The sequence below is a fragment of the Drancourtella sp. An57 genome, assembly GCF_002161525.1.
In the GTDB taxonomy this organism is placed as follows: Bacteria; Bacillota; Clostridia; order Lachnospirales; family Lachnospiraceae; genus Sellimonas; species Sellimonas catena.
The window spans coordinates 1-23,574 of sequence record NZ_NFHY01000024.1; the positions used below are offsets into that span (position 1 = coordinate 1).

The window sequence follows — 23,574 nt, forward strand, 5'->3', positions numbered from 1 at the left end:
TAAAAATGGTTTGTAATATATTCATAAGTCTATTATGCAGGAAAAACACATAAAAAGAAACCCCCAATTCCCCCATGAATGGGGGCTAGGGGGCTGAAGTGTCGAAGACACTTTTTTATACTTGAAAAGCAAAAACAGAAATTGTACAATGATAGGACAGAAGGTAAGAAGGAGATTAGGACTGTGAGTAGCAATAAAAAGGCAGAGCCTGTCGGCGTCTTTGATTCCGGAGTGGGAGGCCTGACTGTGACCAGAGAGATCATGCGGCAGCTCCCGAACGAAAATATGGTGTATTTCGGGGACACTGCGAGAGTGCCGTACGGAAGCAAATCGAAAGATAATATCATACGTTACAGCCGGCAGATCATCCGGTTTCTGCAGACAAAGAATGTCAAGGCTATTGTGATCGCCTGCAATACAGCCAGTGCGCTGGCGCTGGATGTGGTGAAAGAGGAGACCGACATCCCGATTATGGGAGTGATTGTGCCGGGAGCCGCTGCGGCTGTCCGGGCCACCAGAAATAAAAAGATCGGCGTGATCGGGACAGAGGCGACGATCCGGAGCCAGATGTATTCCAAAGTGATGAAGGAGATGCTTCCGGGTGTGGAAGTGATCGGAAAGCCGTGTCCGCTTTTTGTTCCGATTGTGGAAGAAGGATTTGCAAAGCACAAGATTGCGGAGGAGGTCATCGATTACTATCTGGCATCGATGAAAGAGACGGATATAGACACAATGATTCTTGGATGCACCCATTATCCGCTGTTAAGATCCCGGATCATGAAATATCTGGGAGACGGCATTCAGCTGGTGAATCCTGCTTATGAGACGGCGATGGAGCTTAAGAAGCTTCTCAGGAAGATGGATCTGCTCAATGAAGGGCAAAGCAGCGCAGAAGAGAGCGGTCAGGTCTGTGCCAACGGCTCCTATGAGTTTTATGTAAGCGATACGGCGGACAAATTCAAGCAGTTTGCAAATTCCATCCTTCCTTATGATATCCGCACAACCCAGCGGATCAATATCGAAGAATATTAAACATGACGGGGAATGATTATGGATAGAGAGATATTACTTGGAATTACAGGAATGCAGTGGGAGATGATGGACGATGGAGAACAGAAGACAGAGGATGCCGAAGCAGTGGAAATGCTTACTTCTGCTGATTATTTCTTTAAAAATGGAAAACATTATTTCGTGTATGATGAGACGTCTGGAAGCGGTCGAAAGATTGGAAAAAGCAAGATCAAAATTACGGGAGACCGGATCGTTGAAATCATGAAAGCAGGAGAGATGAGAGGAGGACTGTTCTTTGAGAAGGACAAGCGCACCCTTACCTGTTATGAGACTCCGTACGGTCAGCTTCACTTTGGCGTCTGGACGACCGGTATTGATGTTGATGTAAAAGAGGACGAAATCCTTGCGGAGATCCGCTACCGGATGGAGATGGAAGACAAGCCGATGGCGGACTGCTGCGTCAAAATTCATGCCTGCAGCAAGGGGGAAAAGTCGGCTCAGATGGTGAGAGAGCTGATGGAGCATCAGAAGCAGGATCTCATAAAAGCAGAATAAAGACAGGACAAAGAGTACATTTCATGCTGGATGAAGAGTACTCTTTTTTTCTATTAGAAGTGTTGTCATGACAGAGATGGAAAGGAGCGGGAATATGAGAAAATATGTACTGACTATTTCGGAGCTTGCAAAGCTTCGAAATACGACAAGTGAGACGCTGAGGCATTATGACAGGATCGGGCTGTTAAAACCGGTCTATGTATCGGACGGCGGACACCGGTATTACTCGATCCGGCAGTATGAAAAGCTTGGGACGATTTTGGAACTCAAAGAGATGGGGATGTCGCTGGAGGAGATCAAGGAATATTTCGAGAACCGGAACCTGAGGAAATCCTATGAGATGCTGAAAACGTACCAGCAGCGGTTTGAGGAACGGCTCAAGGAGCAGATCCGGCTCAATGAGATCATGCGGGAAAAGCTGGAGTTCGTCCGGAGTCTGTTCTCCCTTCCGGAAATGGAGACGATTTTCGAGGAGGAGTTTCCGTTACGCCATATGATTACTCTTGGCAGGGAGTCCGGCGACCGGGAAGAGCACGCCATGGCCTTTACGAAGCTGGAAGGGAGCCTGGAAGAGAAGATCCCGATTCTTGCGACGGACCGGATGGGCGTATTTTCGGATCAGAGAATCCTGATTCCAAGCGACGAGATGATTCCGGCTGTCCCGATGGTACTGGTGGATTCGGAAAAAGAAGGAAACAAGTACGTCCGGGAAATCCAGGCGGGAAAGTATGTCTGCATGATGTACAAAAATGGTCTTCTTGAGAAATATCATCCGTCCTTTGAAAAGATCAAACAGTATCTGTATCAGAAGCATTACCGGATCTGCGGACCGATTCTGCAGATCTATATTGTGGATGCGACCCTGACCAACGAAGAAGAGGAAAAGGTTCTGGAGATCCAGATCCCGGTAGAAGAATAGGGAAAACCCTCCCAATCAGGCTGATTTCGACAAAATTTAACAGTACTTTACAAAAACGTGCATTGAAATTTGTGTAACACAAAGATTTAAATTGAACTCGTAAAGGATAATCAGTTTGATTAGAGGAGGAAGAAAATGAAAGTGAGATTTGCAAAAGCGGCTGCAGCAGCTCTCGCGGCAGCAATGTTACTGACAGGATGTGGTTCTTCAGGAAGCACAAACAATGAAAATCTGGATTTAAACAGTATGTCACTGGAAGAGATTGAAGAGAAAGCAAAAGAAGAGGGAGAAGTCAACTCGGTAGGAATGCCGGATGACTGGGCAAACTGGGATGACACCTGGGCAGGCCTCAAGGAGAAATACGGACTGGAGCATACGGACGTGGATCTTTCCTCCGCGGAGGAGCTTTCCATGTTTGAAGCTGAGAAAAACAATGCGACAAAAGATATCGGAGACGTGGGAGAGACCTACGGTGCTGTTGCGGAAGACCAGGGCCTGACACTGAAATATAAGACAAGCTACTGGGATGAGATTCCGGACTGGGCAAAAGACGATGACGGCGACTGGGTCGTTGCATATTACGGAACCATGGGAATCATCACAAACAAGAAACTCGTATCCGATGCACCGACTTCCTTTGCGGATCTTCTGGAAGGAGACTACATGGTTTCCGTTGGAGACGTTGCAAGATCCACAAGAGCACAGTATGCAGTCCTTGCGGCGGCTTATGCAACGGGAGGCGATGAAAACAATATCCAGCCTGGACTTGACTTTTTCAAACAGATTGCAGAGCAGGGAAGACTGGACAAAGGAGAATTTACGCTGAGCAGAATGGAAAAAGGAGAGATCGAAGTTGCGATTGTATGGGATTTCGTAGGAATCGGTTACCGTGAACAGATCAAGGAAAACAATCCGGACGCGGACTTTGAGATCTGTATTCCGGAAGAAGGATCCGTACAGAGCGGATACGCTACCATCATCAATGCCTATACGAAACGTCCGCATGCAGCGGCTCTTACCAGAGAATACATTTTAAGTGATGAAGGACAGCTCAACCTGGCAAAAGGATATGCAAGAACAGTCAGAGATGTAGAACTTCCGGCAGAACTGGAAGAAAAGATGATTCCGGACGAACAGTACCAGAATGTACACATGGTAGAAGATGCGGAAGGATGGCAGAAGACAACGGAAGAACTTCCGACACTTTGGAATGAACAGGTACTTGCCTACGCAAATTAGGAGATGGGATCATGAAAAAATCAAGGAGCAAAACGTATTTACTGGCACTGCTTCCGTTCCTTGTGCTGGTCGGGATGTTTGAGATCGTACCGGTCATCTCGATTATCGTACAGAGCTTCATGCCGTCCGGTTCGGGAGCGGGAGTCACACTGGATAATTACATTCGGGTTTTTAGTGAAAAGCTGTACCAGACAGCAATTATCAACAGCGTGGTGATCGCAGTCTTTTCCTCGCTGATAGGCCTTGTGATCGCGTTTTTCGGCGCGAAAGCGGCCAATGAAAAAGGCGGAAAAATCGGGAGACTCTTCATGAGCCTTCTGAACATGGTCTCCAACTTCTCCGGAGTACCGCTTGCCTTTGCCTACATCATCATGCTTGGAAATACAGGAATCCTGACCCTGATCGGGCAGAAATACGGGATCGGATTCCTGGCGGAATTCCCGCTTTATTCTACAGTGGGGCTGATGATTACCTACATTTATTTCCAGGTTCCCCTTGCAACGCTGCTTCTGATTCCGGTATTTGATTCCGTGAAAAAGGAGTGGAAAGAAGCGGTCGGAATTCTGGGAGGCACACAGAAAACATTCTGGTTCAAAGTCGGAATTCCGGTTATGATGCCGGGAATCCTGGGAACCTTTTCGACACTGTTTGCCAATGCCATTGCGGCTTATGCAACAGCATACGCGCTGGTCATGAACAATGTTTCCATTCTGCCGATCCGGATTTCGGAGCAGTTTGTCGGTGACGTTGTTCAGAATCCACAGCTTGGCGGTGCCCTTGCGGTCGTACTGATGGCGCTGATGGTACTTTCGATTCTTTTAAATGACGGGATTTTGAAGAAGAACAGGAGGAGAAGCAATGGCAGGTAAAAAGAAAAAGACGGGAAGCATGGTTGTGCTTATTATTGTTGCGCTGTACCTTCTGATCCCGCTGGTTTTAACATTTTTATATTCCCTGTTTACGGAATGGATATCCATTCTGCCAAACGGTTTTACCTTGAATGCCTATGTGGAATTATTTCAGGACAGCTATTTTTGGCAGAGTATTGTGCGGACGCTTCTGATTTCGATACTTCCGATCGCGATCTGTACGCTGGTCGTGCTGCTGGCCATGTATGTGGTAGTTGTATACGTGCCGGCGCTTGACAAGGTGATGAAGATGATCTGTACGATCCCGTACGCGATCCAGGGCGTCATCCTCCCGATCAGTGTGCTCGGACTGTACGCAGGAGCGCCGGAACCGTTTTCCAATCGTGTGTTTATGCTGGTATGCACCTATTGTATCGTCGTTCTTCCGTATGTTTATCAGGGAGTGAGAAACAATCTGGATGCAGTGTCCGCTCCGAGGCTTCTGGAAGCGGCGCAGATGCTGGGAGCAGGAAAGTTCTATGCATTCTGGAGGATCATTCTTCCGAATATCACAAATGGAATCATGGTATCCGTCATGCTGGCCATGTCCATCGTGTTTGGAGATTTCGTAATTATCAATACACTGGCAGGAAACTATTTCCCGACCGGACAGATGTACCTGTATTCGGCAATGAGACAGTCAGGTCAGAAAGCAAGTGCCGTGATCGTGATTCTGTTTATTATCACACTGGCAATTTCACTGGTGGGATTTGGTCTGCAGAAAAGCAAGAAAAGGAGATAAGAGAAGATGTCTTACATAGAGTTTCAGAATATCAACAAGTTTTATGGAAAAAACCAGGTATTGAAGGATATCAGCCTGAACATTGAAAAAGGACAGTTTGTGACATTGCTCGGACCTTCCGGATGCGGAAAAAGTACGCTTCTTAGGTGTCTGTCCGGACTCGAAGAGATCAGCTCCGGTCGGATCATCATGGATGGAAAAGACATTACGAATCTGGAACCAAAAGACAGAAACATCGGAATGGTGTTCCAGCACTACAGCCTCTTTCCGAATATGACGGTGGAGGAAAACATTGCCTTCGGTCTGAAAATGCAGAAGAAAAGTAAAGAAGAAATCAAGGCGAAAGTGGATTCTGCGATTCAGATCGTGGAGCTGGAAGGAAAGGAAAAGGCCTATCCGGAAAATCTTTCCGGAGGACAGCAGCAGAGAGTGGCGCTTGCGAGAAGTATCGTGCAGCAGCCAAAGGTTCTGCTTCTGGATGAGCCGTTAAGCGCCATCGATGCGAAGCTTCGGAAGTCTCTGCAGAACAGCATCAAGCAGATTCACAAGGATCTGGGACTGACCTGTATTTTCGTAACCCATGATCAGGACGAGGCGATGGTAATGTCTGATACGATCCACCTCTTCCATGAGGGACGCATTGAACAGTCCAGCGATCCGATTACCATGTATACATCTCCGGTAAGCCAGTTTGCAGCGGCATTCATCGGTAACTATAATATTCTTTCCCGGGAGCAGTTTGCAGCTGTAACCGAAAAGAAGATTGCATCTGAAAACGGAATCGCAATCCGCCCGGAAACGATTCAGATTGTAACAGATCCGTCGGAAGAGACAGACTATACATTTGACGGTGTAATTATTGATAATACACCAAAAGGAAACGTTTTGCAGTATAATATTAACGTAAATGGTGTTAAAATGAAAGTAGACGTACTCTTCAGGAGTAAGGTACTTTTTGAAAACGGACAGAAACTTCGTCTGTCTGTAGCAGATCACAACTGCATCAGAATTTAGCAGAAAGGAACAAAAACGACTATGAAACATGGAATCGTCAATTCGCTCGAAATCCCGCGTTTTTCAGGGATTCAGACCTTTATGAGAATGGAGAATGACACGGATCTTCAGGATGCGGACTTTGTCGTGGCAGGAATTCCGTTCGATACCTGTGCGACTTACCGTGCAGGGGCCAGATTTGGCCCGGCCGCAGTCAGGGAGATGTCTTCTCTGGCGGCCAAACCGTATAATCCCGTTCTGGAAGTGGATATTTTCGGGGAATGCCGGGGAGTGGACTACGGCGATCTTCCGACGGTGCCGGGGTATGTGGAGGAGACTTTTGACAAGGTGCATGCGCAGATGAGAACACTCTTTGAAAGCGGAGCCGTTCCGATTGTAATAGGAGGAGATCACAGTGTGACGCTGCCGGAACTTCGGGCATGCAAGGATGTACACGGAGAGGTGGCGCTGATTCATTTTGACGCCCACTATGATACGATCAAAGAATACTTCGGAAAACCGTACAGCCACGGTACACCGTTTTACCATGCGGCAAAGGAAGGGCTGGTGGATCCGTCCTGCTCCATTCAGGTAGGAATCAGGGAAGGGCTTTACGGACCGGAGGACGCGCAGAATTCCGCAAATCTCGGGTACGAGTCCATCGATGCTCTTACGATGCACCACATGAGTGCACAGGAGGTCATAGACCGGATCAAAAGCAGGGTTGGCGGAAAGAAAGTGTTCCTGACATTTGATATCGATTTCCTGGATCCGGCATTTGCTCCGGGAACCGGTACACCGGTGCCGGGCGGATTTTCCACCTGGGAGACGCTGGAGATCCTGCATGGCTTAAAAGATCTGGATGTTGTGGGATACGATGTGGTAGAAGTGGCAAACGCATTTGACGGTTCGGGAATCACTGCCATCGCGGCAGCAGGAATCATTCAGGAGTTCATGTCTCATATTGCATGGAGGAAAAAGCATGGAAAAGATCAAAGATAGGATTGGTGAAAATCCGGTCGTAGAAAAGCTTGCACGAGCAGAGGAAACAGCGTGGATCAATCCGAAAAAAGAATGCTGGGATGATGCTGGAGAAACTTTTGATGTCCGGCCGGAAGAGATTGAGGGTGCAAGGGCAAGACTGGAGAGGTTTGCACCGCTGATTCTCAGGTATTTCCCGGAGACGAAAGACCGGGGAGGACTCATCGAGTCCCCTCTTGAGGAAATCCCGAAGATGAAGGCGGCGCTGGAAGAAAAGACCGGAAGCGCTGTTGCCGGAAGACTGCTCTTAAAGGAAGACAGCCATCTTGCCATTGCAGGTTCCGTCAAGGCAAGGGGCGGGATTTATGAGGTGCTGAAATATGCGGAGGATCTTGCGGTGAAGCACGGTATGTTGAAAGATGGCGACAGCTACGCGGTTCTTGGAGAGGAAGAGAATCGTGCAGTATTCCGGAAGTATACGATTCAGGTGGGATCCACAGGAAATCTGGGGCTCAGCATCGGTATTATCAGTGCAGTTCTCGGATTTCGGGTCATTGTTCATATGTCTGCGGATGCAAAAGAATGGAAGAAACAGCTTCTTCGGAAGTTCGGCGTCGAAGTCAGGGAATATGAGCAGGACTACGGAGAAGCGGTCAGACAGGGAAGGGCGCTCTCGGATCAGGACCCAAACAGCTATTTTGTGGATGATGAAAATTCCAGAACACTCTTCATTGGCTATGCGACAGCAGGAAAACGGCTGAAAGAGCAGCTGGATGAACAGAAGATTGTCGTAGATAAGGAGCATCCGCTCTTTGTCTATATTCCATGCGGAGTCGGCGGAGCGCCGGGCGGCATTACGGCGGGACTCAAATGGGTGTTTGGCGATGCGGTGCATTGTTTCTTCGCGGAGCCGGTGCAGGCTCCTTGTATGCTGCTTGGTATGGCATCCGGACTGCACAATGAGATTGCGGTTCAGGATATCGGACTGACAGGAAAGACCGATGCCGACGGACTTGCGGTAGGACGTCCGTCTGCCTTTGCGGGAAAGATGATGGAACGTGTATTAAGCGGCGAAGTGACAGTGGAAGACCGGAAACTTCTTCAGTATATGAAGCTTTTGATGGATACGGAAGAGATTTTCCTGGAGCCGAGCGCCTGCGCCGGATTTGCAGGAGTGTCAGCGATGGCAGCACAGGAGGAATTTCAGAAGTATGTGAAGGAACACGGGCTGGAGCCGGTGATGGGAAACGCCGTACAGATCGTCTGGGCGACCGGAGGAAGCCTGGTGCCGGAAGAGATGCGCAGGCAGTATCTGGAAGAGGCACGGATCCTGTCACTGAACGTACCGGGATTTGCAGAAAGTGGAAACTGGTACAAAGGAAACCTTCACAGCCACACGGTCAATTCTGACGGCCATCTGACACCGGCGGAGTCGGTGAAACTGTTCCGGGAGCACGGGTATCATTTCCTCTGCTTTTCCGAACACGATCGTTATACCGATTACAGGGACGAATTTGACTGTGAGGACTTTATTATCCTTCCGGGGCTTGAGGCCTCTGCCGTGCTCTATGAGTCAGAAGGATCGAAACTCAGACCGAAGGTGCATCACATCCATGGAATTCTCGGCACGAAAGAAATGCAGAAACAGGCCACAAAAGAGCCGTACAAGCATATGGAAATCCATCCGGTGGACAAATATTACGGAGACTGGGATGGAGCGAAAGCTGCGCAGAAACTGGCGGATGAGATGACGTCCAGAGGAATGATCGCGACCTACAATCATCCGATCTGGTCCAGAGTGCGGGAGGAAGAATTCATCCATACAAAAGGAATCTGGGCGATGGAAATCTATAATTACGGCACGGTAAATGAAAGTGCCACCGGATATGATGAGACATACTGGGATGTCATGCTGCGGGAAGGAAAACAGATCTTTGCCTTTGCATCCGATGACAATCATAATGACGGGATTGTGGAAGACGCCTGCGGCGGATATATCGTTGTAAAGGCAGAGGAACTTTCCCACGAAGCGATTGTAAAAAACATGCTGGCAGGAAATTATTATTCATCCTCAGGACCGGAAATCTACGACTGGGGAATCCGGGACGGAAAAGCATATGTCAGCTCAAGCCCGGTGTACAGGATCGATTTCATCGCAGGCAACTGTATTAACGACGGGACATCAATTGTATGCAGATCTGTGGACGAGACAGTGGAAAGCGGCGAATATGTCCTTAAAGGACATGAGAAATATGTGAGGGTAAAATGTACTGACCGATACGGAAAGACTGCATGGAGCAATCCGATTTTCCTTGACCGGGAAAATGCATAGTTTTCCGGAAGGGGAAAACGAAAGAAGATACCGGAGAGTCCGGAATCATTAATAGAAAAAGAGACAGAAAAAGAGTGCGGATGAAATATTCCGCACTCTTTATGCTGTCTTATTTCTTTTTTGATTTTGATGAATTCTTGGAAGCCTCTTCCCTGGCTGCTTCCTTAGCTCTTGCAAAAAATCCTTTTTTCTTCTTTGGAGCTTCCAGAGGCCCTCTGACACCTCTTACTCCTGTAATATAAATACCGCTCACGGTAGCTTTGACTTCTTTTTTCACAGGAACAAGCGGGTAAACCTTATCATCACACATAAATGTCATGATCTTCGGCCCGACTTTTGCCTTAACGACATAAACCTTGGACCGGCGTAAATATTTCGGCGTGCTTTCCATTACGATAGATGGAAAACCGGCATCTTTCAGCTTCATACGGCCCTTGTCTATGACGAGTATGGAAACTGTCTGAGCCATGGCATCGATCTTCTCCTGCTGTTCCGCCTGCTTCTTCTGAGCGCGCTTTCCAAGAAAATAAAGGACGATCAGAGCGATGACCAGAATAACAAGAATCACGAGTGATACGATAAAAAACGGACTCATCTTAATTACTCTCCTCCAATCTTTTGTTACACATGTTGTATTGTAGCATTGTTTTTGGGGAAGCGCAAGTAGTTTGCAGGCGGGTTGCATCTTTTTTCCCCTGCAAGTATAATAAGAGCAGGAATCGAGGAGGAAAAAGTATATGGAAATAATATTCGAATTAACAAAAGACGCAGCTCTTTGGATACTGGACAACCTCGTATTCATCAACATCATTTTATCGATCATTATTATTTTCTTTCAAAGACGAAATCCGACAGCGGTCTGGACATGGCTTTTAGTCCTTTACTTTATTCCGATTGTCGGTTTTATCCTGTACCTTGTGGTGGGACAGGACTATAGAAAAAGTAAAATGTTCAAGATGAAAGAGATTGAAGATGAGATCAAGTACGCGGTGAGGCGCCAGGAGGAATCGATCTACCGGAGGAAGCTGAGACTGAAAACCCCGGAGATGGAGCGGTTCCAGAGCCTGATTCTTTATAACCTCAATGCGGCCGAAGCAGTGCTGACAGATAACAATGACATTCGGATTTACACGGACGGCAGGGAGAAATTCGATGCCCTGATCGCAGAAATGAACGGGGCGAAAAATTACATTCATCTGCAGTATTATATTATCCGGAATGACGAACTATGGCAGGAAATTGAAGAAGTACTGACAAGAAAAGTACAGGAAGGTGTTGAAGTCCGGGTGCTTTTTGACAGTATGGGCTGCCGGAAAATGAGGGAACGTTCCTGGAGACGTCTCGAAAAGGCCGGCGTCCAGGTGGCAGAGTTTTTCCCGGCATTTCTGGGTCAGCTGCAGCTGCGCGTCAATTACCGGAACCACAGAAAGATTGCGGTCATTGACGGCAGAGTCGGATTTGTAGGGGGATTTAATATCGGAAGAGAATATCTGGGGCTTGATACGAAGAAATTCGGATACTGGAGAGACACCCATCTTTGTATCGAAGGATCCGCAGTGACATCCCTTGCTGTCCGCTTTGTACTGGACTGGAACTACGCGGCCAAGGAAAATCTTTTCCTTCAGGACCGGCTTTTTGAAATTCCGGAATATGAGAGAGACGGAAGGTCTCTCGTACAGATTGTATCCAGCGGACCGGACTCCAAATACGACAGCGTCCGGGATAACTACTTAAAGATGATTCAGATGGCCGAAAAGTACATCTACATCCAGACCCCGTATTTCATACCGGACCAGCCGATTCTGGACTCCTTAAAAATCGCGGCTAAATCCGGAGTTGATGTAAGGATTATGATCCCGTGCAAACCGGATCACCCGTTTGTCTACTGGGCAACTTACTCCTATCTGGGCGAAATGGCCGCCGCAGGAGCAAGATGCTACACATACCAGAACGGATTTCTCCACGCAAAGACCATGACTGTTGACGGCCTGGTCAGCTGCGTCGGGACCGCCAACATGGACATCCGCAGCTTTCAGCTCAACTTCGAAGTCAACGCCACCATCTACAGCGAAGGAACAGCAAAAAAACTGGAAGACGCATTCGAAAACGACCTCCTCGTCTGCAAAGAGGTGACAGAAGAAACCTACAGACAACGCGGCCTGTCCATCCGCATCCGGGAACAGATCTCCAGACTGTTCTCACCACTTCTGTAGAACTTACGTATTTTTGGGGACGTGTTCCGATGCACAGGTACACGACGTAAATGACAAAAAAATCCCCGAAACCCGCATAAAATAAGACAAAACTTGAATTATCAGATTTTTTTCATCGGGGACGGGTTCCGGTGCACAGGTACACGTCCCCGATGATGCGAAAGGAGTGGAGGATATTGAAGGAGTTTCTTGAGAATGTGAGAGGTTTGATGCCGCTTGTGCATAATATTACGAACTATGTGACGGTGAATGATGTGGCGAATGTGCTGCTGGCGTGTGGTGGAAGTCCGATCATGTCGGATGAGCCGGAGGATGTGGAGGATATTACTTCAATCTGCGGTGGTCTGAATATTAATATTGGTACGCTGCACAAGACGAGTATTGACGGGATGGTCCGTGCGGGGAAGCGGGCGAATGCGTTATCCCACCCGGTGCTTCTGGATCCGGTGGGGGCGGGAGCGAGTGTGTTCAGGACGAATACGGCGTTGAAGCTGATGGAGGAACTGAAGCTCACTGTGATTCGTGGAAACATCTCGGAGATCAAGACGCTTTATCTTGGGAGCGGAACGACAAAGGGGGTAGACGCGGATATTGCGGATGCCGTGACGGAGGAGAATCTGGAGGAGAGTATCGTTTTTGTCAAATCGTTTGCGAAGAAAGAGGGATGTATCATAGCTGTGACCGGAGCGATTGATCTGGTCACCGATGGAGACAGGTGTTACGTGATTCGCAATGGTCGTCCGGAAATGGGCAAAATCACCGGAACCGGATGCCAGCTTTCGGGTATGATGACGGCATATCTGACAGCGAATCCGGAGCATCCGCTTGATGCGGCGGCAGCGGCAGTCTGTGTGATGGGACTTGCCGGAGAGACGGCGTGGAAGCGGATGGAGGATGGGGATGGAAATGCCACCTACCGGAACCGGATTATCGATGCTATCTACAATATGACCGGGGAGGACCTGGAGAAAGGAGCTGTTTATGAAGTGCGATAGAAAAGATTTTGTTCTTTATGCGGTGACAGACCGGAGCTGGCTGAATGGTAAGACGCTGACAGAGCAGGTGAGAGAAGCGCTGGAAGGGGGAGCAACCTTTATCCAGTTAAGAGAGAAAAATCTGGATGAGGAGACATTTCTTGAGGAAGCAAAAGAAATTCAGAAATTGTGCCGGGAATATCAGGTGCCGTTTGTCATCAATGATAATGTGAAGATTGCAGAGGAGATTGGTGCGGACGGGGTTCATGTCGGTCAAAAAGACATGGAAGCGGAAGATGTGAGAAAGCGGCTTGGGCCGGACAAGATTATTGGTGTTTCTGCCCAGACTGTGGAGCAGGCAAAAAAAGCGGAGCAGCACGGCGCGGATTACCTTGGAGTGGGAGCCGTGTTCCCGACGGGCTCCAAGGCGGATGCCACGGAGGTAAGCCATGAAGTATTAAAGGAAATCTGCAGGGCGGTCCGGATTCCGGTCATTGCCATCGGAGGTATCAGCAGAAAAAATGTGATGGAGCTGAAAGGCAGCGGTATCTGCGGTGTGGCTGTGATCAGCGCGATTTTTGCAAGCAGGGATATCAGGACAGCGGCGGCAGAGTTAAAAAAGAGTGTGGAAGAGATGATTAAAGAATGATCAAGGGAGTTATTTTTGATGTGGACGGAGTCCTGCTTGATTCGATGCCGGTCTGGGAAGAGATCGGCGAACTTTATCTGAAAAGCCAGGGACGGGAAGGGAAACCGGGGCTTCGGGAAATTTTGTTTCCGATGAGTCTTGAGCAGGCAGCAGACTATCTGATCCGGGAGTATGATCTTCCGAAGACGGCCGTCCGGGTGGTAGAGGAAGTCAACGGGATGATCCGGACATTTTATGCGGAGAAGGCAGAATTAAAGCCGGGAGTCCGGCGGTATCTGGAACAATTCCGGAAAGCGGGGATTCCGATGGCTGTTGCAACTTCGAGCGGAAGAGAAAATGTGGAAGCTGCATTTCGAAGACTTTCGGTGCTGGATCTGTTTCAGGATATTTTGACTTGTTCGGAAGTGGGACAGGGGAAAAATCATCCGAAGATCTATCTGGAGGCAGCAGAAAAAATTGGTACAAGACCGGAAGAAACGTGGGTATTTGAGGATACCTGCCATGCACTTCTGACCGCGAAGAGGGCAGGCTTCCGGACGGTGGCGGTTTATGACCGGGCAAGCAGAAAAGATCTGGACACCTTAAAATCCGAGGCGGATATATTTCTGACGGAGTACGGGGATGTGGAATTGTTTTTGCAGCAGGCATCTGCTCGGTAATCAGGCGGGAATGCGGCGAAAAAAGAAAGGACGTGTGGAAAATGAGAACAGCATTGACAATTGCGGGAAGTGACTCCAGTGGAGGTGCGGGGATTCAGGCGGATATCAAAACCATGACTGCAAACGGTGTGTTCGCCATGAGTGCGGTGACTGCGTTGACTGCACAGAATACGACCGGGGTGAAAGATATCATGGAGGTTTCTCCTGCGTTTTTAAAGGAGCAGCTGGACTGTGTTTTTACTGATATCCGGCCGGACGCGGTAAAGATCGGCATGGTTTCGTCTTCGGAACTGATCCGGGCTATTGCAGACAAACTAAAGGAATACAGGGCTGAAAATATTGTGGTGGATCCGGTGATGGTAGCGACAAGCGGGGCAAGACTGATCAGCGAAGATGCAGTAGAAACCTTAAAGGAATGTCTTCTCCCGGAGGCGGACATCCTGACACCAAACATTCCGGAGGCGGAGGTTCTTTCCGGGATGCGGATCTGCACAGAAGAGGATATGATCTGTGCCGGACAGAAGATCAGTGAAACGTACCATCTGGCTGTACTGGTCAAGGGAGGCCATCAGTTAAATGATGCCAATGACCTGCTATGTCAGGGCGGTGTCTGTCGCTGGTTTTACGGAAAGCGGATCGACAACCCGAACACCCATGGAACCGGGTGCACATTGTCAAGCGCTATTGCCTCCAATCTGGCAAAGGGCTTTTCCATGGAGGAATCGGTGGAACGGGCAAAAACTTACATATCCGGAGCGCTGGGAGCCATGCTGGATCTGGGAAAGGGCAGCGGACCGATGAACCATGCCTTTGACATTCACGGAATGTTTGTCCGGGAAGCAGGAAAAGAGGCTGAATAGAAGCGGGAAAAGGACGGCTTGTCAAGAGAACGGAAGTATGATATAACTGGAAAGAGATGATAATAAAGGAGACAGGAGTATGAATAATAAAAGGAAACAGGCTCTGGCTGCAGGAGTATGTATGATTGCGGCTGTATCCCTGCTGGCCGGATGCGGACCGAAGGAAATCGAAAATGATTATGTCAAAATTAATGGATATACAGACCTGGAAGTCAGCGAGATCACAGAGACGGAAGTGAACGACGAAACCGTGGATTCCCAGATCGAACAGATCCGGCAGAATTATGCGACCTATACGGAGATTACAGACCGGGCTGCTCAGGAGGGAGATATGGTTACGATCGATTATTCCGGAGCGATTGACGGAGTTGCCTTTGACGGAGGCACGGCATCCGGACAGCAGCTCGAACTTGGAGCGGGCGGATATATTGATGGATTTGAGGATGGAATTGTAGGTCATACAACAGGGGAAACCTTTGATGTCAATACGACATTCCCGGACCCGTACGAGAATAACCCTGATCTGGCCGGAAAAGATGCGGTATTTACAATCACACTGACAAAGATCGAAGAAGTTTCCCTTCCGGAGTTGAATGATGAGTTTGTCACCATGGTGAAGGGCGAAGACACAACAGTGGATGATTATAAGAAAGAAATCAGGGATATCCTGGAAAGTCAGGCCGAGGTACAGGATCAGACACAGAGACAGACGGAGATTGTTGACGCTCTGATGGAGAATGTAGAGCTGAAAGAATATCCGGAGGATAAAGTAGAAGAATATACCAGCCTTATGAAAGAGCAGTACCAGCAGATCGCAACTTCTTTAAATATGGAGTATGCGGATTTTCTGGAACAGTACATGGGGATGGACGAGGAAGCATTTAATGAAGAGATAGATACACAGGTCAAAGAGTATGTCAAACAGCAGGAAGTGCTGGATCTGATTGCCGGGGAGGAGAACATTACCGTATCCGACGACGAGATTGATGAGTGGGTAGAACAGAATGCGCAGGCACAGCAGATGACAGCGGATGAGCTGAAAGAGCAGTATTCGGAAGATGAACTGAAAGAACAGGCATTAAATGAAAAAGTGATTTCCTGGCTTTGGGATGAAGCAAAAGTGACATCGGAAAGCTCTGATAATGAATAGGAATCCATAAACGCAGAGGCGTATCAGTTATTGGGAGACAGGACTGATACGCCGTTTATATTACGCAGAAAAGAACGAAAATCGAAAGAATCTGTTGCGTAAAGCGGGGAAACATAAGATAATATGAGATAAGGGGATATCTTTATATTTCTTGATTGGGGGATACAACATGAGACGCTGCTTTTATGACAGACAGACGGGAGCGGTCTTTTATGACCTGCAGAGAGGAAAGAGGGAAACAATTGAGGTGGCCATTCTTTCCGGAGGGAAAGTGCGGGTAAAAGCACCGTACCGGATGCCGGAAACAGCCATCCGCAGATTTTTAAAAGAAAAGGCTCCATGGGTCAAAGAGCAGCTGGAAAAGATCGAAAAGAGCCGTAGAGAATGGATGGAAAAACGGTTTCAGGACGGCAGCGTCTTTTATTATCTGGGAGAGCCGTTGAAGCTTTCGATAAAGAAATCAGAAGGTGAGACTGTATGGCAGAGAGACGGACAGCTGCTGATAGATCAGACAGCAGCAACACCTCAGAAGCGGAAAGAGCAGTTGGAAAAATGGTACCGGATCCGGGCAAAAGAAAATATTGAAAGCCGGGTGAAGGTGTTTGCCGCAAAGATCGGGGAGAGCCCGAACAAAGTGACTATCAAGGCACAGAAAACAAGATGGGGCAGCTGCAGCAGCCTTGGAAATTTGAATTTCAACTGGAGGTTGATCATGATGCCGCAGAAGATTATTGACTATGTGGTGGTTCATGAGCTGTGTCACTTGAAGGAGATGAACCATTCCTCGGCTTTCTGGAACCGGGTGGAGGAAATAATGCCGGATTACCGGAACCGCAGGAAATGGCTGAAAAACAATGCATGGAAAGTTGAGTGGGAGCAGATATGAAAGAAAGTTTGAAGTTGGCAGTGGAGAAGGCAAAGAGAGGCGAGAGCGAGGGATTCGGCACGATCTACAGAGAAACCTGTGCGGATGTCTATTTTCGTGCCAGACTGATGATGGGAAACCGCGGCGAAGCCAGAGAACTGGTCCGCCAGATCTACCTTGTCGTGTTCCGGACTATCAGCACGCTCCAGGATCCGGCGAAGATGGAAAAGTGGCTTTATACCGTTCTCTATAAACTCGGGGAGAGAGAATGCCAGAAAAAGAAAGGAATGATTCTGGAGAAAGAAAAGACAGCGCCTTCCTGGGAGGGACAGCGCGCTCCGGAGACGACAGCGGAGCGGCAGCAGATCGTCCGGATTCTGAAATCCAGCTACAAGAAAATAGGAACAGCCGGGAGGCTGGTCTGCCTGGCATACTACTATGAGGGATGGAGCATGGAAGAACTGTCCCGTCTGTGGAAGTGTCCGGCCGAGAAACTGGAGGGAATTCTGGAATATGCAAGGATTGAGCTGGGACTGATGTGTACCCAGGCAGGATATCTGCACGTGGACATTTCTTCGGATATGATGGTCCTGATGTTTGAACTTCTGCGGGAAGACGCGGAAGAAGAAATCCGCCAGGCAAGACTTGGGAAGCTTTATGAAGAGCTGGAAGGAGAGCTTGATATCGAAGATCAGGATGAGCCGGACGAAGAAAAGTCTTTTTTCAGGAAATGGTTCGCCATGATTATCCTTGCAGCAGCGGTGATTATCGGACTTGCCGCAGTTGGAGGGAACTATCTCGGGCAGCTTGTCACCCGCAATGAGACGGAGAAAAACGAAGAGACTGACCAGAACGAAGAAGAGGAAAAGAATACCTGGAGCCTGGCAGACTATAAAGGAAACTGGTGTGACGAGGCGAATGCGGGCTCTGAAGTGATGTCGACGGACGGAATCTGCGAGGTGGAAATCAAAAGTGCCGCAGACCAGAGAGTTGTATTTGATATCCGGAAAACTTACGGAAGCGACGAGGATTATGTATTCCGGGGAGCGAATGACGTGACCGGCGTTGTTTCTGATAAAACGGCCTCTTTTACCTTTTCGGACGAATATAACAACCGGATGGAAGGAACCATCGAATTCCAGGATGAGGCTCTGAAGGTTGTCGTAAAGAGGGCCTCGGGCGGACAGTCAGAAGGGCTGACAGCGGCAATGGACTGCACGATGAAGCGGGATCAGTACGCTGACAGCAGGACAAGACCTCAGGAAGAAGAGGAAGATGAGGATTATATTTTCCCGGAAAGTGACAGCCGGCTTCTGACAGAAGAAGACTTCGAGGGAAAGACAAAAGCAGAACTGCGTCTTGGACGAAATGAGATTTTTGCAAGACATGGAAGAATCTTCGAAACCGAAGATCTTGACGAATGGTTCTCATCCAAAGACTGGTATGAACCGCTCTACACAGCGGATGAATTTTCCCGGAATGTACGGTTGAATTCTTATGAAAGACAGAATGCGAACCTGATTCTGGCGGAAGAGAGAAGAGCCGTGGATTAGACGGGAACGTAGGACAGGACTCCTGCATATGTATGTAAAAAAGACATATGCAGGAGCTTTTATGGCTGTTTCGATTATGCTGGATGCAGGGCACGGCGGAAGAGATCCGGGTGCTGTTTACAAGGGAAGACAGGAGAAAGATGACGCACTTCAGATGGTACTGGCGGTGGGAGAGATTCTGGAAAACCGGGGAATTGATGTTCAGTACACACGGACAACAGACATCTACGAGACACCGTATCAGAAGGCGATGAAAGCAAATGAGGCCGGAGTGGATTATTTTATTTCGATCCACCGGAATTCCTACCCGGTGGACAATGCGGTGTCCGGGGTGGAAAGTCTCGTATATGATCTTTCAGGAATCAAATATGAGATGGCCGAGGATATCAATGACCAGCTGGAGACAATCGGTTTCCGGAATCTGGGAGTGAAGGCAAGACCGAATCTGGTCGTCCTGAAACGGACGAAGATGCCGGCCGTTCTTGTGGAACTGGGATTTATCAATTCCGACACGGATAATCAGATTTTTGATGAGAATTTTGACGCTATTGCTCTGGCAATCGCTGAGGGAATTCTTGATACACTGATGCAGCGCCCGGATATGGACCTGGACAGTGAACCGGAGGAAATGCCGGGGGTGACGCCGGAAACAGAGACGGAGGAAACAGAAGAAGAGGCCCGCTACCACATTCAGGCCGGTGCATTCCGTAATCCGGACAATGCACAAAGGCTGAAGGACGAACTGATTGCAGATGAATTCCCGGCTTTTATCAGCCATGAGGGACCATATTATAAAGTGTTGACAGGAAATTTTGCTTCCGTCGACAAAGCAGCGGATACCGAGCAGGCACTGAAACGGGCCGGATATCAGACGGTGATTGTATCAGAATAAAGACAGATACCGGCACGAAAAAGAAAAGGAGAAATACAGATGGCAGACAGACTGGAATTTCAGGGAAAACTTGGATGGATTCTGGAAGAGGCAAAGCGGCAGGATAACAGGATCCGGAAAGAAGAAATCGAGAAATATTTTGAAGATGACCATTTAAGCGACGAACAGATGGAGCTGGTATACGACTACCTTTTGTCTCAGAAGGTAGCCGTATCAGGATACGAAAGAAAGCATGGGAGAATTCTGACAGAAGAGGAAAGGGAGAAATCCTATTCAGAGGAAGAAAAGCGCTATCTTCGCAATTATCAGATGGAGTTAAGAGAAGTGCAGGGAGAGCAAAAAGGACTTTCCGAATTTCTGGAAAAAGTACTGGGGATCGCGGAATCTGTCCATGACGGGAGCGTTTTTCTCGGGGATCTGGTACAGGAAGGAAATGTCAGCCTGATGCTGGCGCTTCAGGAGACAGAAGACGAAGAAAAGATTCTGGAAGCGGTACAGGAGGGGATCGAGGCATTTCAGGAAGAGCAGAAAGACGTCCATGTCAGAGACCGGAAGATGGTTGAGAAGGTGGACGAGCTGGAAAGACAGATCAAAAAGCTCAAAGAAGAGATGGGCAGAAAGATTACCCTGGAAGAACTTGCCCTTTATACGGACAGGAGCGAGGCGGAAATCCGCTCTGTTTTAAAGCTTGCGGGCGAGGAAGTGAAAGACGAAGAAGAAAACTGACAGATAAACAAAGCGCCGTGCCGGAGCAGATCCGGGAACGGCGCTTTGTTGTTTTCTGATTTATCAGTTTTCCTCTTTGTCCGGATGGATCCAGTGAGGAGGAAGATAGACATGGACACTCTCGATACGGTTTTTATCCAGCTTTTCCACTACCAGGCGGACGCCGTCCGCAGTCGTGACCTCGTCACCGGCAGCAGGAAGGCGGTCGAGATGCTCGATGATAAAGCCGCCAAGAGAATCGTAGTCATCAGATTCCAGATTCAGCCCAAGCTCATCGTTCAGGTCATCCAGGTTGGTAGAGCCCTCTACAATATACTCATGAGTTCCCAGTTCTTTTACGTCCTCTTCTTCATCCTCGTCATACTCGTCATGAATCTCCCCTACAATTTCCTCGAGGATATCTTCCAGTGTGATGAGGCCGGCCGTCTCGCCGTATTCGTCGAGAACGATCGCGATGTTGAATTTGGCCTCCCGCATTTCGACAAGGAGCTCGGAGATATTTTTATATTCATAAGTAAAGTATGCGTCCCGCAAAATATCACGGACATGAAATTCTTTTGTGTTGTCATATAAAAGAAGATCTTTCATATTAATAGTACCAACCACGTTGTCCGTTGTATTTTCGTAGATCGGAAGCCGTGTGAATTTATCCTCGCGGAAGATCTCGATCAGTTCATCGTAGGTGCTGTTGATATCGGCAAATGTCACATGGACTCTCGGGACCATGACATCTTTTGCCTTGGCGTCTCCAAGATCAAATACATTGTAGATCATTTCTTTTTCTTCGGATTCGATGACGCCGTCTTCGTGGCTGACATCTACGATGGTACGAAGTTCAGTCTCCGTCATGGTACGGCTCTGAGCATTCGCATCGATGTGAAGAAGAAAAAGTACTGCTTTGGAAAGCAGATTGATCAGGGCAACGAGCGGTGACATGATTCTGGTAAAAAATTTGACAATCGGCGCGTAAATCAAAGAGATCTTTTCAGGATACAGTGTCGCGGTCGTTTTTGGCGTAATCTCTCCGAAAAGCAGGATCAGGATGGTGATCGCTGCATTGGCGACGACAATTGCGGAGCCGCCGAATTGATAAGCAATACTCGTAGTAAGGGATGAGGCGGAAAGATTGACAACATTGTTTCCGATCAGGATGGCAGTCAACATCTGAGGGGAATGCTCGGAAAGCCAGAGCACCATTTTTGCACGCTTGTTTCCCTCGTCTGCCAGAGAACGCATACGGATCTTGTTAGCCGTAGTAAGAGATGTCTCCGCGGAAGAAAAGAATGCGGAAAACGCCAGTAAACATATGAGAATTACAATTTGTATGACTGTACTCGAGTCCAAGAAAAGTTCACTCCTTTTGATAAATAATACTGATTTCTATACTATCGTATTTTTTCTGAATTTGCAAGAGTTCATTGAATTTGAACAGTCTTTGATGTATGATAAGACAATGAAATGGAAACAGACTATGATGGAAAGAACATTTTGGAGAATAGGCAGATGAATATGAACAGAGAATTTTATGAGAAACTGTGTGGATGTACGGCACCGGAGCGGGTAAAAGAGCAGGAACCGATGGCAAGACATACGACTTTCAGGGTCGGCGGGCCGGCAGACTACTTTGTTTCACCATCAGACAGCGAAGAAATCAAAAAGCTGACAGAGCTTTGTAAAAAAGAGGGAGTCCAGTATTATATCGTTGGAAACGGAAGTAATCTTCTGGTGAGCGATGACGGATACCGGGGTGTCATTATCGCGATCGGCAGGGAAATGTCGGGAATTGAAGTCCGGGGAGAGCAAATCCGGGCACAGGCAGGTGCCCTGATGAGCCAGATTGCGGCAGCGGCACTGGAGAATGAACTTGCCGGATTTGAGTTTGCATCCGGAATTCCCGGAACGATCGGAGGAGCTGCGGTCATGAACGCGGGAGCCTACGGCGGGGAGATGAAAGATGTTATTGTACAGGTGACGGCTCTTGACCGGGACGGAAATACGATTGTCCTTTCACAGGATGAACTGGAATTCGGATACCGGACAAGCGCCGTGATGAAGCGTGGCTGCATTGTGCTGGAGGCATGCATCCGTCTGGAAAAAGGAAGCAGGGAGGAGATCCTTATGAAAATGGAGGATTTCAAGCAGAGAAGGATTACCAAGCAGCCTCTGGAGTACCCGAGCGCAGGGAGCACATTTAAGCGACCGGAAGGATATTTTGCCGGGAAACTGATTCAGGATGCGGGTCTTCGGGGATTTACGGTCGGAGGAGCGCAGGTATCGGAAAAGCACAGCGGTTTCGTGATCAATAAAGGCGGGGCTACAGCTGAGGATGTGAACCGTTTGATGCAGGAAGTATCGGACCGGGTATACCGGGAATTCGGTGTCAGGCTGGAGCCGGAAGTAAGAAGGATTGGGGAATTCAGGGACAGACGGGACGAAAGATAAGAGACACAAGAAAGAAAAGGCGGTATGAAATATGCGGATTGTAATTGTGACGGGCATTTCGGGAGCGGGCAAATCAACAGCGCTTAAGATGCTGGAAGATGTAGGATATTTCTGCGTGGATAATCTGCCGGTCCCGCTTCTGCCGAAATTTATGGAGATGCTGATCCTCCCGGGATCAGAATACACGAAGGTGGCGCTTGGAATTGATATCCGAAGCAGTCAGAAATTTGTACAGCTTCAGGAGACTTTGGAAAAGCTGAGAGAAAAGGGCGTAAAATTCGAAATCCTGTTTCTTGACGCTTCGGATCAGGCATTGATCAAACGGTATAAGGAGACGAGACGGAGCCATCCGCTTGCCGGCGAGGGCAGGGTGGATAAAGGCATTGACGAAGAGAGAAGGCGGCTTGTGTTTCTGAAACAGCAGGCGGACTATATCATTGATACAAGCCAGATGCTTACAAGAGAGCTTCGCGCCGAAATCCATAAGATTTTTGTGGAGAACAAAAACTATAAAAATCTGTATGTGACGATACTCTCCTTTGGTTTCAAATATGGAATTCCCGGGGATGCGGATCTGGTGTTTGATGTACGGTTTCTTCCGAATCCGTACTATATTACGGAGCTGCGCCCGATGAGCGGAAATGATGCTCCGGTCAGGGACTATGTAATGAACAGCGAAACTGCAAGGATTTTTCTCGATAAACTGACGGACATGGTACAGTTTCTGATTCCGAACTATGTGGCGGAGGGAAAAAACCAGCTTGTCATTGCGATCGGGTGTACCGGAGGCAAACACAGGTCTGTCACGCTTGCCAACGCATTGTACTATGCCCTGGAACAGGAAGAAGGATACGGGCTGAAGATCGAGCACAGGGACATTGAAAAGGATGCCCGGGTGAAAGGAATATAAA

Annotated in this window: 23 protein-coding genes; 21 read left to right on the forward strand and 2 right to left on the reverse strand. The window is 48.4% G+C overall.

What is annotated here, in order from left to right; translation table 11 throughout:
- Positions 1 to 183 precede the first annotated feature (183 nt).
- The 9 genes from murI (at position 184) to B5G11_RS17025 (ending at position 9,680) form a co-directional block, all read left to right on the forward strand.
- Positions 184 to 1,032, forward strand: coding sequence for a glutamate racemase (gene murI, locus B5G11_RS15020; protein ID WP_242959078.1), 849 nt, complete (start codon positions 184 to 186; stop codon positions 1,030 to 1,032).
- Positions 1,033 to 1,050: 18 nt separating this feature from the next.
- Positions 1,051 to 1,566: a DUF1934 domain-containing protein gene (locus B5G11_RS15025; protein ID WP_158099304.1), complete on the forward strand. Its 516-nt coding sequence runs from the start codon at positions 1,051 to 1,053 to the stop codon at positions 1,564 to 1,566.
- A 94-nt stretch (positions 1,567 to 1,660) separates the two neighbouring features.
- Complete coding sequence (locus B5G11_RS15030; RefSeq protein ID WP_087255345.1) at positions 1,661 to 2,485, forward strand: MerR family transcriptional regulator; 825 nt, start codon at positions 1,661 to 1,663, stop codon at positions 2,483 to 2,485.
- A 135-nt stretch (positions 2,486 to 2,620) separates the two neighbouring features.
- On the forward strand, positions 2,621 to 3,724 hold the full coding sequence (locus B5G11_RS15035; protein WP_087255277.1) for an extracellular solute-binding protein: 1,104 nt from the start codon (positions 2,621 to 2,623) through the stop codon (positions 3,722 to 3,724).
- Positions 3,725 to 3,735: 11 nt separating this feature from the next.
- The gene (locus B5G11_RS15040) at positions 3,736 to 4,593 is read left to right on the forward strand and encodes an ABC transporter permease subunit (protein ID WP_087255280.1); all 858 of its coding nucleotides are present in this window, start codon (positions 3,736 to 3,738) and stop codon (positions 4,591 to 4,593) included.
- Positions 4,583 to 5,374: an ABC transporter permease subunit gene (locus tag B5G11_RS15045; protein WP_087255283.1), complete on the forward strand. Its 792-nt coding sequence runs from the start codon at positions 4,583 to 4,585 to the stop codon at positions 5,372 to 5,374. The genes B5G11_RS15040 and B5G11_RS15045 overlap by 11 nt, the downstream gene beginning before the upstream one ends.
- A gap of 6 nt (positions 5,375 to 5,380) precedes the next feature.
- Positions 5,381 to 6,388 carry an ABC transporter ATP-binding protein gene (locus B5G11_RS15050; protein WP_087255286.1) on the forward strand — a complete coding sequence of 336 codons (1,008 nt, stop codon included), beginning with the start codon at positions 5,381 to 5,383 and terminating at the stop codon, positions 6,386 to 6,388.
- A gap of 21 nt (positions 6,389 to 6,409) precedes the next feature.
- Complete coding sequence (gene speB, locus B5G11_RS15055) at positions 6,410 to 7,369, forward strand: agmatinase (RefSeq protein ID WP_087255289.1); 960 nt, start codon at positions 6,410 to 6,412, stop codon at positions 7,367 to 7,369.
- A complete protein-coding gene (locus B5G11_RS17025; RefSeq protein WP_343215521.1) occupies positions 7,350 to 9,680 on the forward strand; it encodes a D-serine ammonia-lyase in 2,331 nt (776 codons plus the stop codon). The genes speB and B5G11_RS17025 overlap by 20 nt, the downstream gene beginning before the upstream one ends.
- Before the next feature lie 109 nt (positions 9,681 to 9,789).
- Here B5G11_RS17025 and B5G11_RS15065 read toward each other — a convergent pair whose 3' ends face one another.
- A complete protein-coding gene (locus tag B5G11_RS15065) occupies positions 9,790 to 10,275 on the reverse strand; it encodes an ABC transporter ATP-binding protein (RefSeq protein WP_087167118.1) in 486 nt (161 codons plus the stop codon).
- Between the two features lie 142 nt (positions 10,276 to 10,417).
- Here B5G11_RS15065 and cls point away from each other — a divergent pair, with 142 nt between their 5' ends.
- The 10 genes from cls (at position 10,418) to B5G11_RS15115 (ending at position 20,221) form a co-directional block, all read left to right on the forward strand.
- Entirely contained in the window at positions 10,418 to 11,893 is a 1,476-nt protein-coding gene (cls, locus tag B5G11_RS15070; protein ID WP_087167119.1) for a cardiolipin synthase, read from the forward strand.
- A 173-nt stretch (positions 11,894 to 12,066) separates the two neighbouring features.
- Positions 12,067 to 12,888 (forward strand): hydroxyethylthiazole kinase, encoded by an 822-nt coding sequence (gene thiM / locus B5G11_RS15075; protein ID WP_087255350.1) that lies wholly within the window; start codon positions 12,067 to 12,069, stop codon positions 12,886 to 12,888.
- The gene (gene thiE / locus B5G11_RS15080; RefSeq protein ID WP_087255292.1) at positions 12,875 to 13,516 is read left to right on the forward strand and encodes a thiamine phosphate synthase; all 642 of its coding nucleotides are present in this window, start codon (positions 12,875 to 12,877) and stop codon (positions 13,514 to 13,516) included. The genes thiM and thiE overlap by 14 nt, the downstream gene beginning before the upstream one ends.
- Positions 13,513 to 14,175 (forward strand): HAD family phosphatase, encoded by a 663-nt coding sequence (locus B5G11_RS15085; RefSeq protein ID WP_087255295.1) that lies wholly within the window; start codon positions 13,513 to 13,515, stop codon positions 14,173 to 14,175. Before thiE ends, B5G11_RS15085 begins: the two co-directional genes overlap by 4 nt.
- A 41-nt stretch (positions 14,176 to 14,216) precedes the next feature.
- Positions 14,217 to 15,035, forward strand: a complete 819-nt coding sequence (thiD, locus tag B5G11_RS15090) for a bifunctional hydroxymethylpyrimidine kinase/phosphomethylpyrimidine kinase (RefSeq protein ID WP_087255298.1) — start codon at positions 14,217 to 14,219, stop codon at positions 15,033 to 15,035.
- 79 nt (positions 15,036 to 15,114) lie between these two features.
- Positions 15,115 to 16,185 (forward strand): trigger factor, encoded by a 1,071-nt coding sequence (gene tig, locus B5G11_RS15095; RefSeq protein WP_087255301.1) that lies wholly within the window; start codon positions 15,115 to 15,117, stop codon positions 16,183 to 16,185.
- Between the two features lie 169 nt (positions 16,186 to 16,354).
- A complete protein-coding gene (locus B5G11_RS15100; RefSeq protein ID WP_087167124.1) occupies positions 16,355 to 17,071 on the forward strand; it encodes a SprT family zinc-dependent metalloprotease in 717 nt (238 codons plus the stop codon).
- On the forward strand, positions 17,068 to 18,603 hold the full coding sequence (locus B5G11_RS15105) for a YARHG domain-containing protein (RefSeq protein ID WP_087167125.1): 1,536 nt from the start codon (positions 17,068 to 17,070) through the stop codon (positions 18,601 to 18,603). The genes B5G11_RS15100 and B5G11_RS15105 overlap by 4 nt, the downstream gene beginning before the upstream one ends.
- A gap of 28 nt (positions 18,604 to 18,631) precedes the next feature.
- Positions 18,632 to 19,495 (forward strand): N-acetylmuramoyl-L-alanine amidase, encoded by an 864-nt coding sequence (locus B5G11_RS15110; RefSeq protein ID WP_330677556.1) that lies wholly within the window; start codon positions 18,632 to 18,634, stop codon positions 19,493 to 19,495.
- Between the two features lie 39 nt (positions 19,496 to 19,534).
- Positions 19,535 to 20,221 carry an RNA polymerase sigma factor region1.1 domain-containing protein gene (locus tag B5G11_RS15115; protein ID WP_087167127.1) on the forward strand — a complete coding sequence of 229 codons (687 nt, stop codon included), beginning with the start codon at positions 19,535 to 19,537 and terminating at the stop codon, positions 20,219 to 20,221.
- 63 nt (positions 20,222 to 20,284) lie between these two features.
- Here B5G11_RS15115 and B5G11_RS15120 read toward each other — a convergent pair whose 3' ends face one another.
- Complete coding sequence (locus tag B5G11_RS15120) at positions 20,285 to 21,565, reverse strand: hemolysin family protein (protein ID WP_087167128.1); 1,281 nt, start codon at positions 21,563 to 21,565, stop codon at positions 20,285 to 20,287.
- A gap of 159 nt (positions 21,566 to 21,724) precedes the next feature.
- On the opposite strand from B5G11_RS15120, the gene murB reads away from it, so the two are divergent.
- Both murB and rapZ read left to right on the forward strand, forming a co-directional pair.
- A complete protein-coding gene (murB, locus tag B5G11_RS15130) occupies positions 21,725 to 22,663 on the forward strand; it encodes a UDP-N-acetylmuramate dehydrogenase (protein WP_343215522.1) in 939 nt (312 codons plus the stop codon).
- 31 nt (positions 22,664 to 22,694) lie between these two features.
- The gene (rapZ, locus tag B5G11_RS15135; protein WP_087167130.1) at positions 22,695 to 23,573 is read left to right on the forward strand and encodes an RNase adapter RapZ; all 879 of its coding nucleotides are present in this window, start codon (positions 22,695 to 22,697) and stop codon (positions 23,571 to 23,573) included.
- Position 23,574: the final 1 nt, after the last annotated feature.

Coding starts and splice junctions, on each gene's coding strand:
- B5G11_RS15025 (WP_158099304.1), top strand. CDS start 1,051: ATGGATAGAGAGATATTACTTGGAATTACAGGAATGCAGTGGGAGATG.
- B5G11_RS15030 (WP_087255345.1), top strand. CDS start 1,661: ATGAGAAAATATGTACTGACTATTTCGGAGCTTGCAAAGCTTCGAAAT.
- B5G11_RS15035 (WP_087255277.1), top strand. CDS start 2,621: ATGAAAGTGAGATTTGCAAAAGCGGCTGCAGCAGCTCTCGCGGCAGCA.
- B5G11_RS15040 (WP_087255280.1), top strand. CDS start 3,736: ATGAAAAAATCAAGGAGCAAAACGTATTTACTGGCACTGCTTCCGTTC.
- B5G11_RS15045 (WP_087255283.1), top strand. CDS start 4,583: ATGGCAGGTAAAAAGAAAAAGACGGGAAGCATGGTTGTGCTTATTATT.
- B5G11_RS15050 (WP_087255286.1), top strand. CDS start 5,381: ATGTCTTACATAGAGTTTCAGAATATCAACAAGTTTTATGGAAAAAAC.
- speB (WP_087255289.1), top strand. CDS start 6,410: ATGAAACATGGAATCGTCAATTCGCTCGAAATCCCGCGTTTTTCAGGG.
- B5G11_RS17025 (WP_343215521.1), top strand. CDS start 7,350: ATGGAAAAGATCAAAGATAGGATTGGTGAAAATCCGGTCGTAGAAAAG.
- B5G11_RS15065 (WP_087167118.1), bottom strand. CDS start 10,275: ATGAGTCCGTTTTTTATCGTATCACTCGTGATTCTTGTTATTCTGGTC.
- cls (WP_087167119.1), top strand. CDS start 10,418: ATGGAAATAATATTCGAATTAACAAAAGACGCAGCTCTTTGGATACTG.
- thiE (WP_087255292.1), top strand. CDS start 12,875: ATGAAGTGCGATAGAAAAGATTTTGTTCTTTATGCGGTGACAGACCGG.
- B5G11_RS15085 (WP_087255295.1), top strand. CDS start 13,513: ATGATCAAGGGAGTTATTTTTGATGTGGACGGAGTCCTGCTTGATTCG.
- thiD (WP_087255298.1), top strand. CDS start 14,217: ATGAGAACAGCATTGACAATTGCGGGAAGTGACTCCAGTGGAGGTGCG.
- tig (WP_087255301.1), top strand. CDS start 15,115: ATGAATAATAAAAGGAAACAGGCTCTGGCTGCAGGAGTATGTATGATT.
- B5G11_RS15100 (WP_087167124.1), top strand. CDS start 16,355: ATGAGACGCTGCTTTTATGACAGACAGACGGGAGCGGTCTTTTATGAC.
- B5G11_RS15105 (WP_087167125.1), top strand. CDS start 17,068: ATGAAAGAAAGTTTGAAGTTGGCAGTGGAGAAGGCAAAGAGAGGCGAG.
- B5G11_RS15110 (WP_330677556.1), top strand. CDS start 18,632: ATGTATGTAAAAAAGACATATGCAGGAGCTTTTATGGCTGTTTCGATT.
- B5G11_RS15115 (WP_087167127.1), top strand. CDS start 19,535: ATGGCAGACAGACTGGAATTTCAGGGAAAACTTGGATGGATTCTGGAA.
- murB (WP_343215522.1), top strand. CDS start 21,725: ATGAATATGAACAGAGAATTTTATGAGAAACTGTGTGGATGTACGGCA.
- rapZ (WP_087167130.1), top strand. CDS start 22,695: ATGCGGATTGTAATTGTGACGGGCATTTCGGGAGCGGGCAAATCAACA.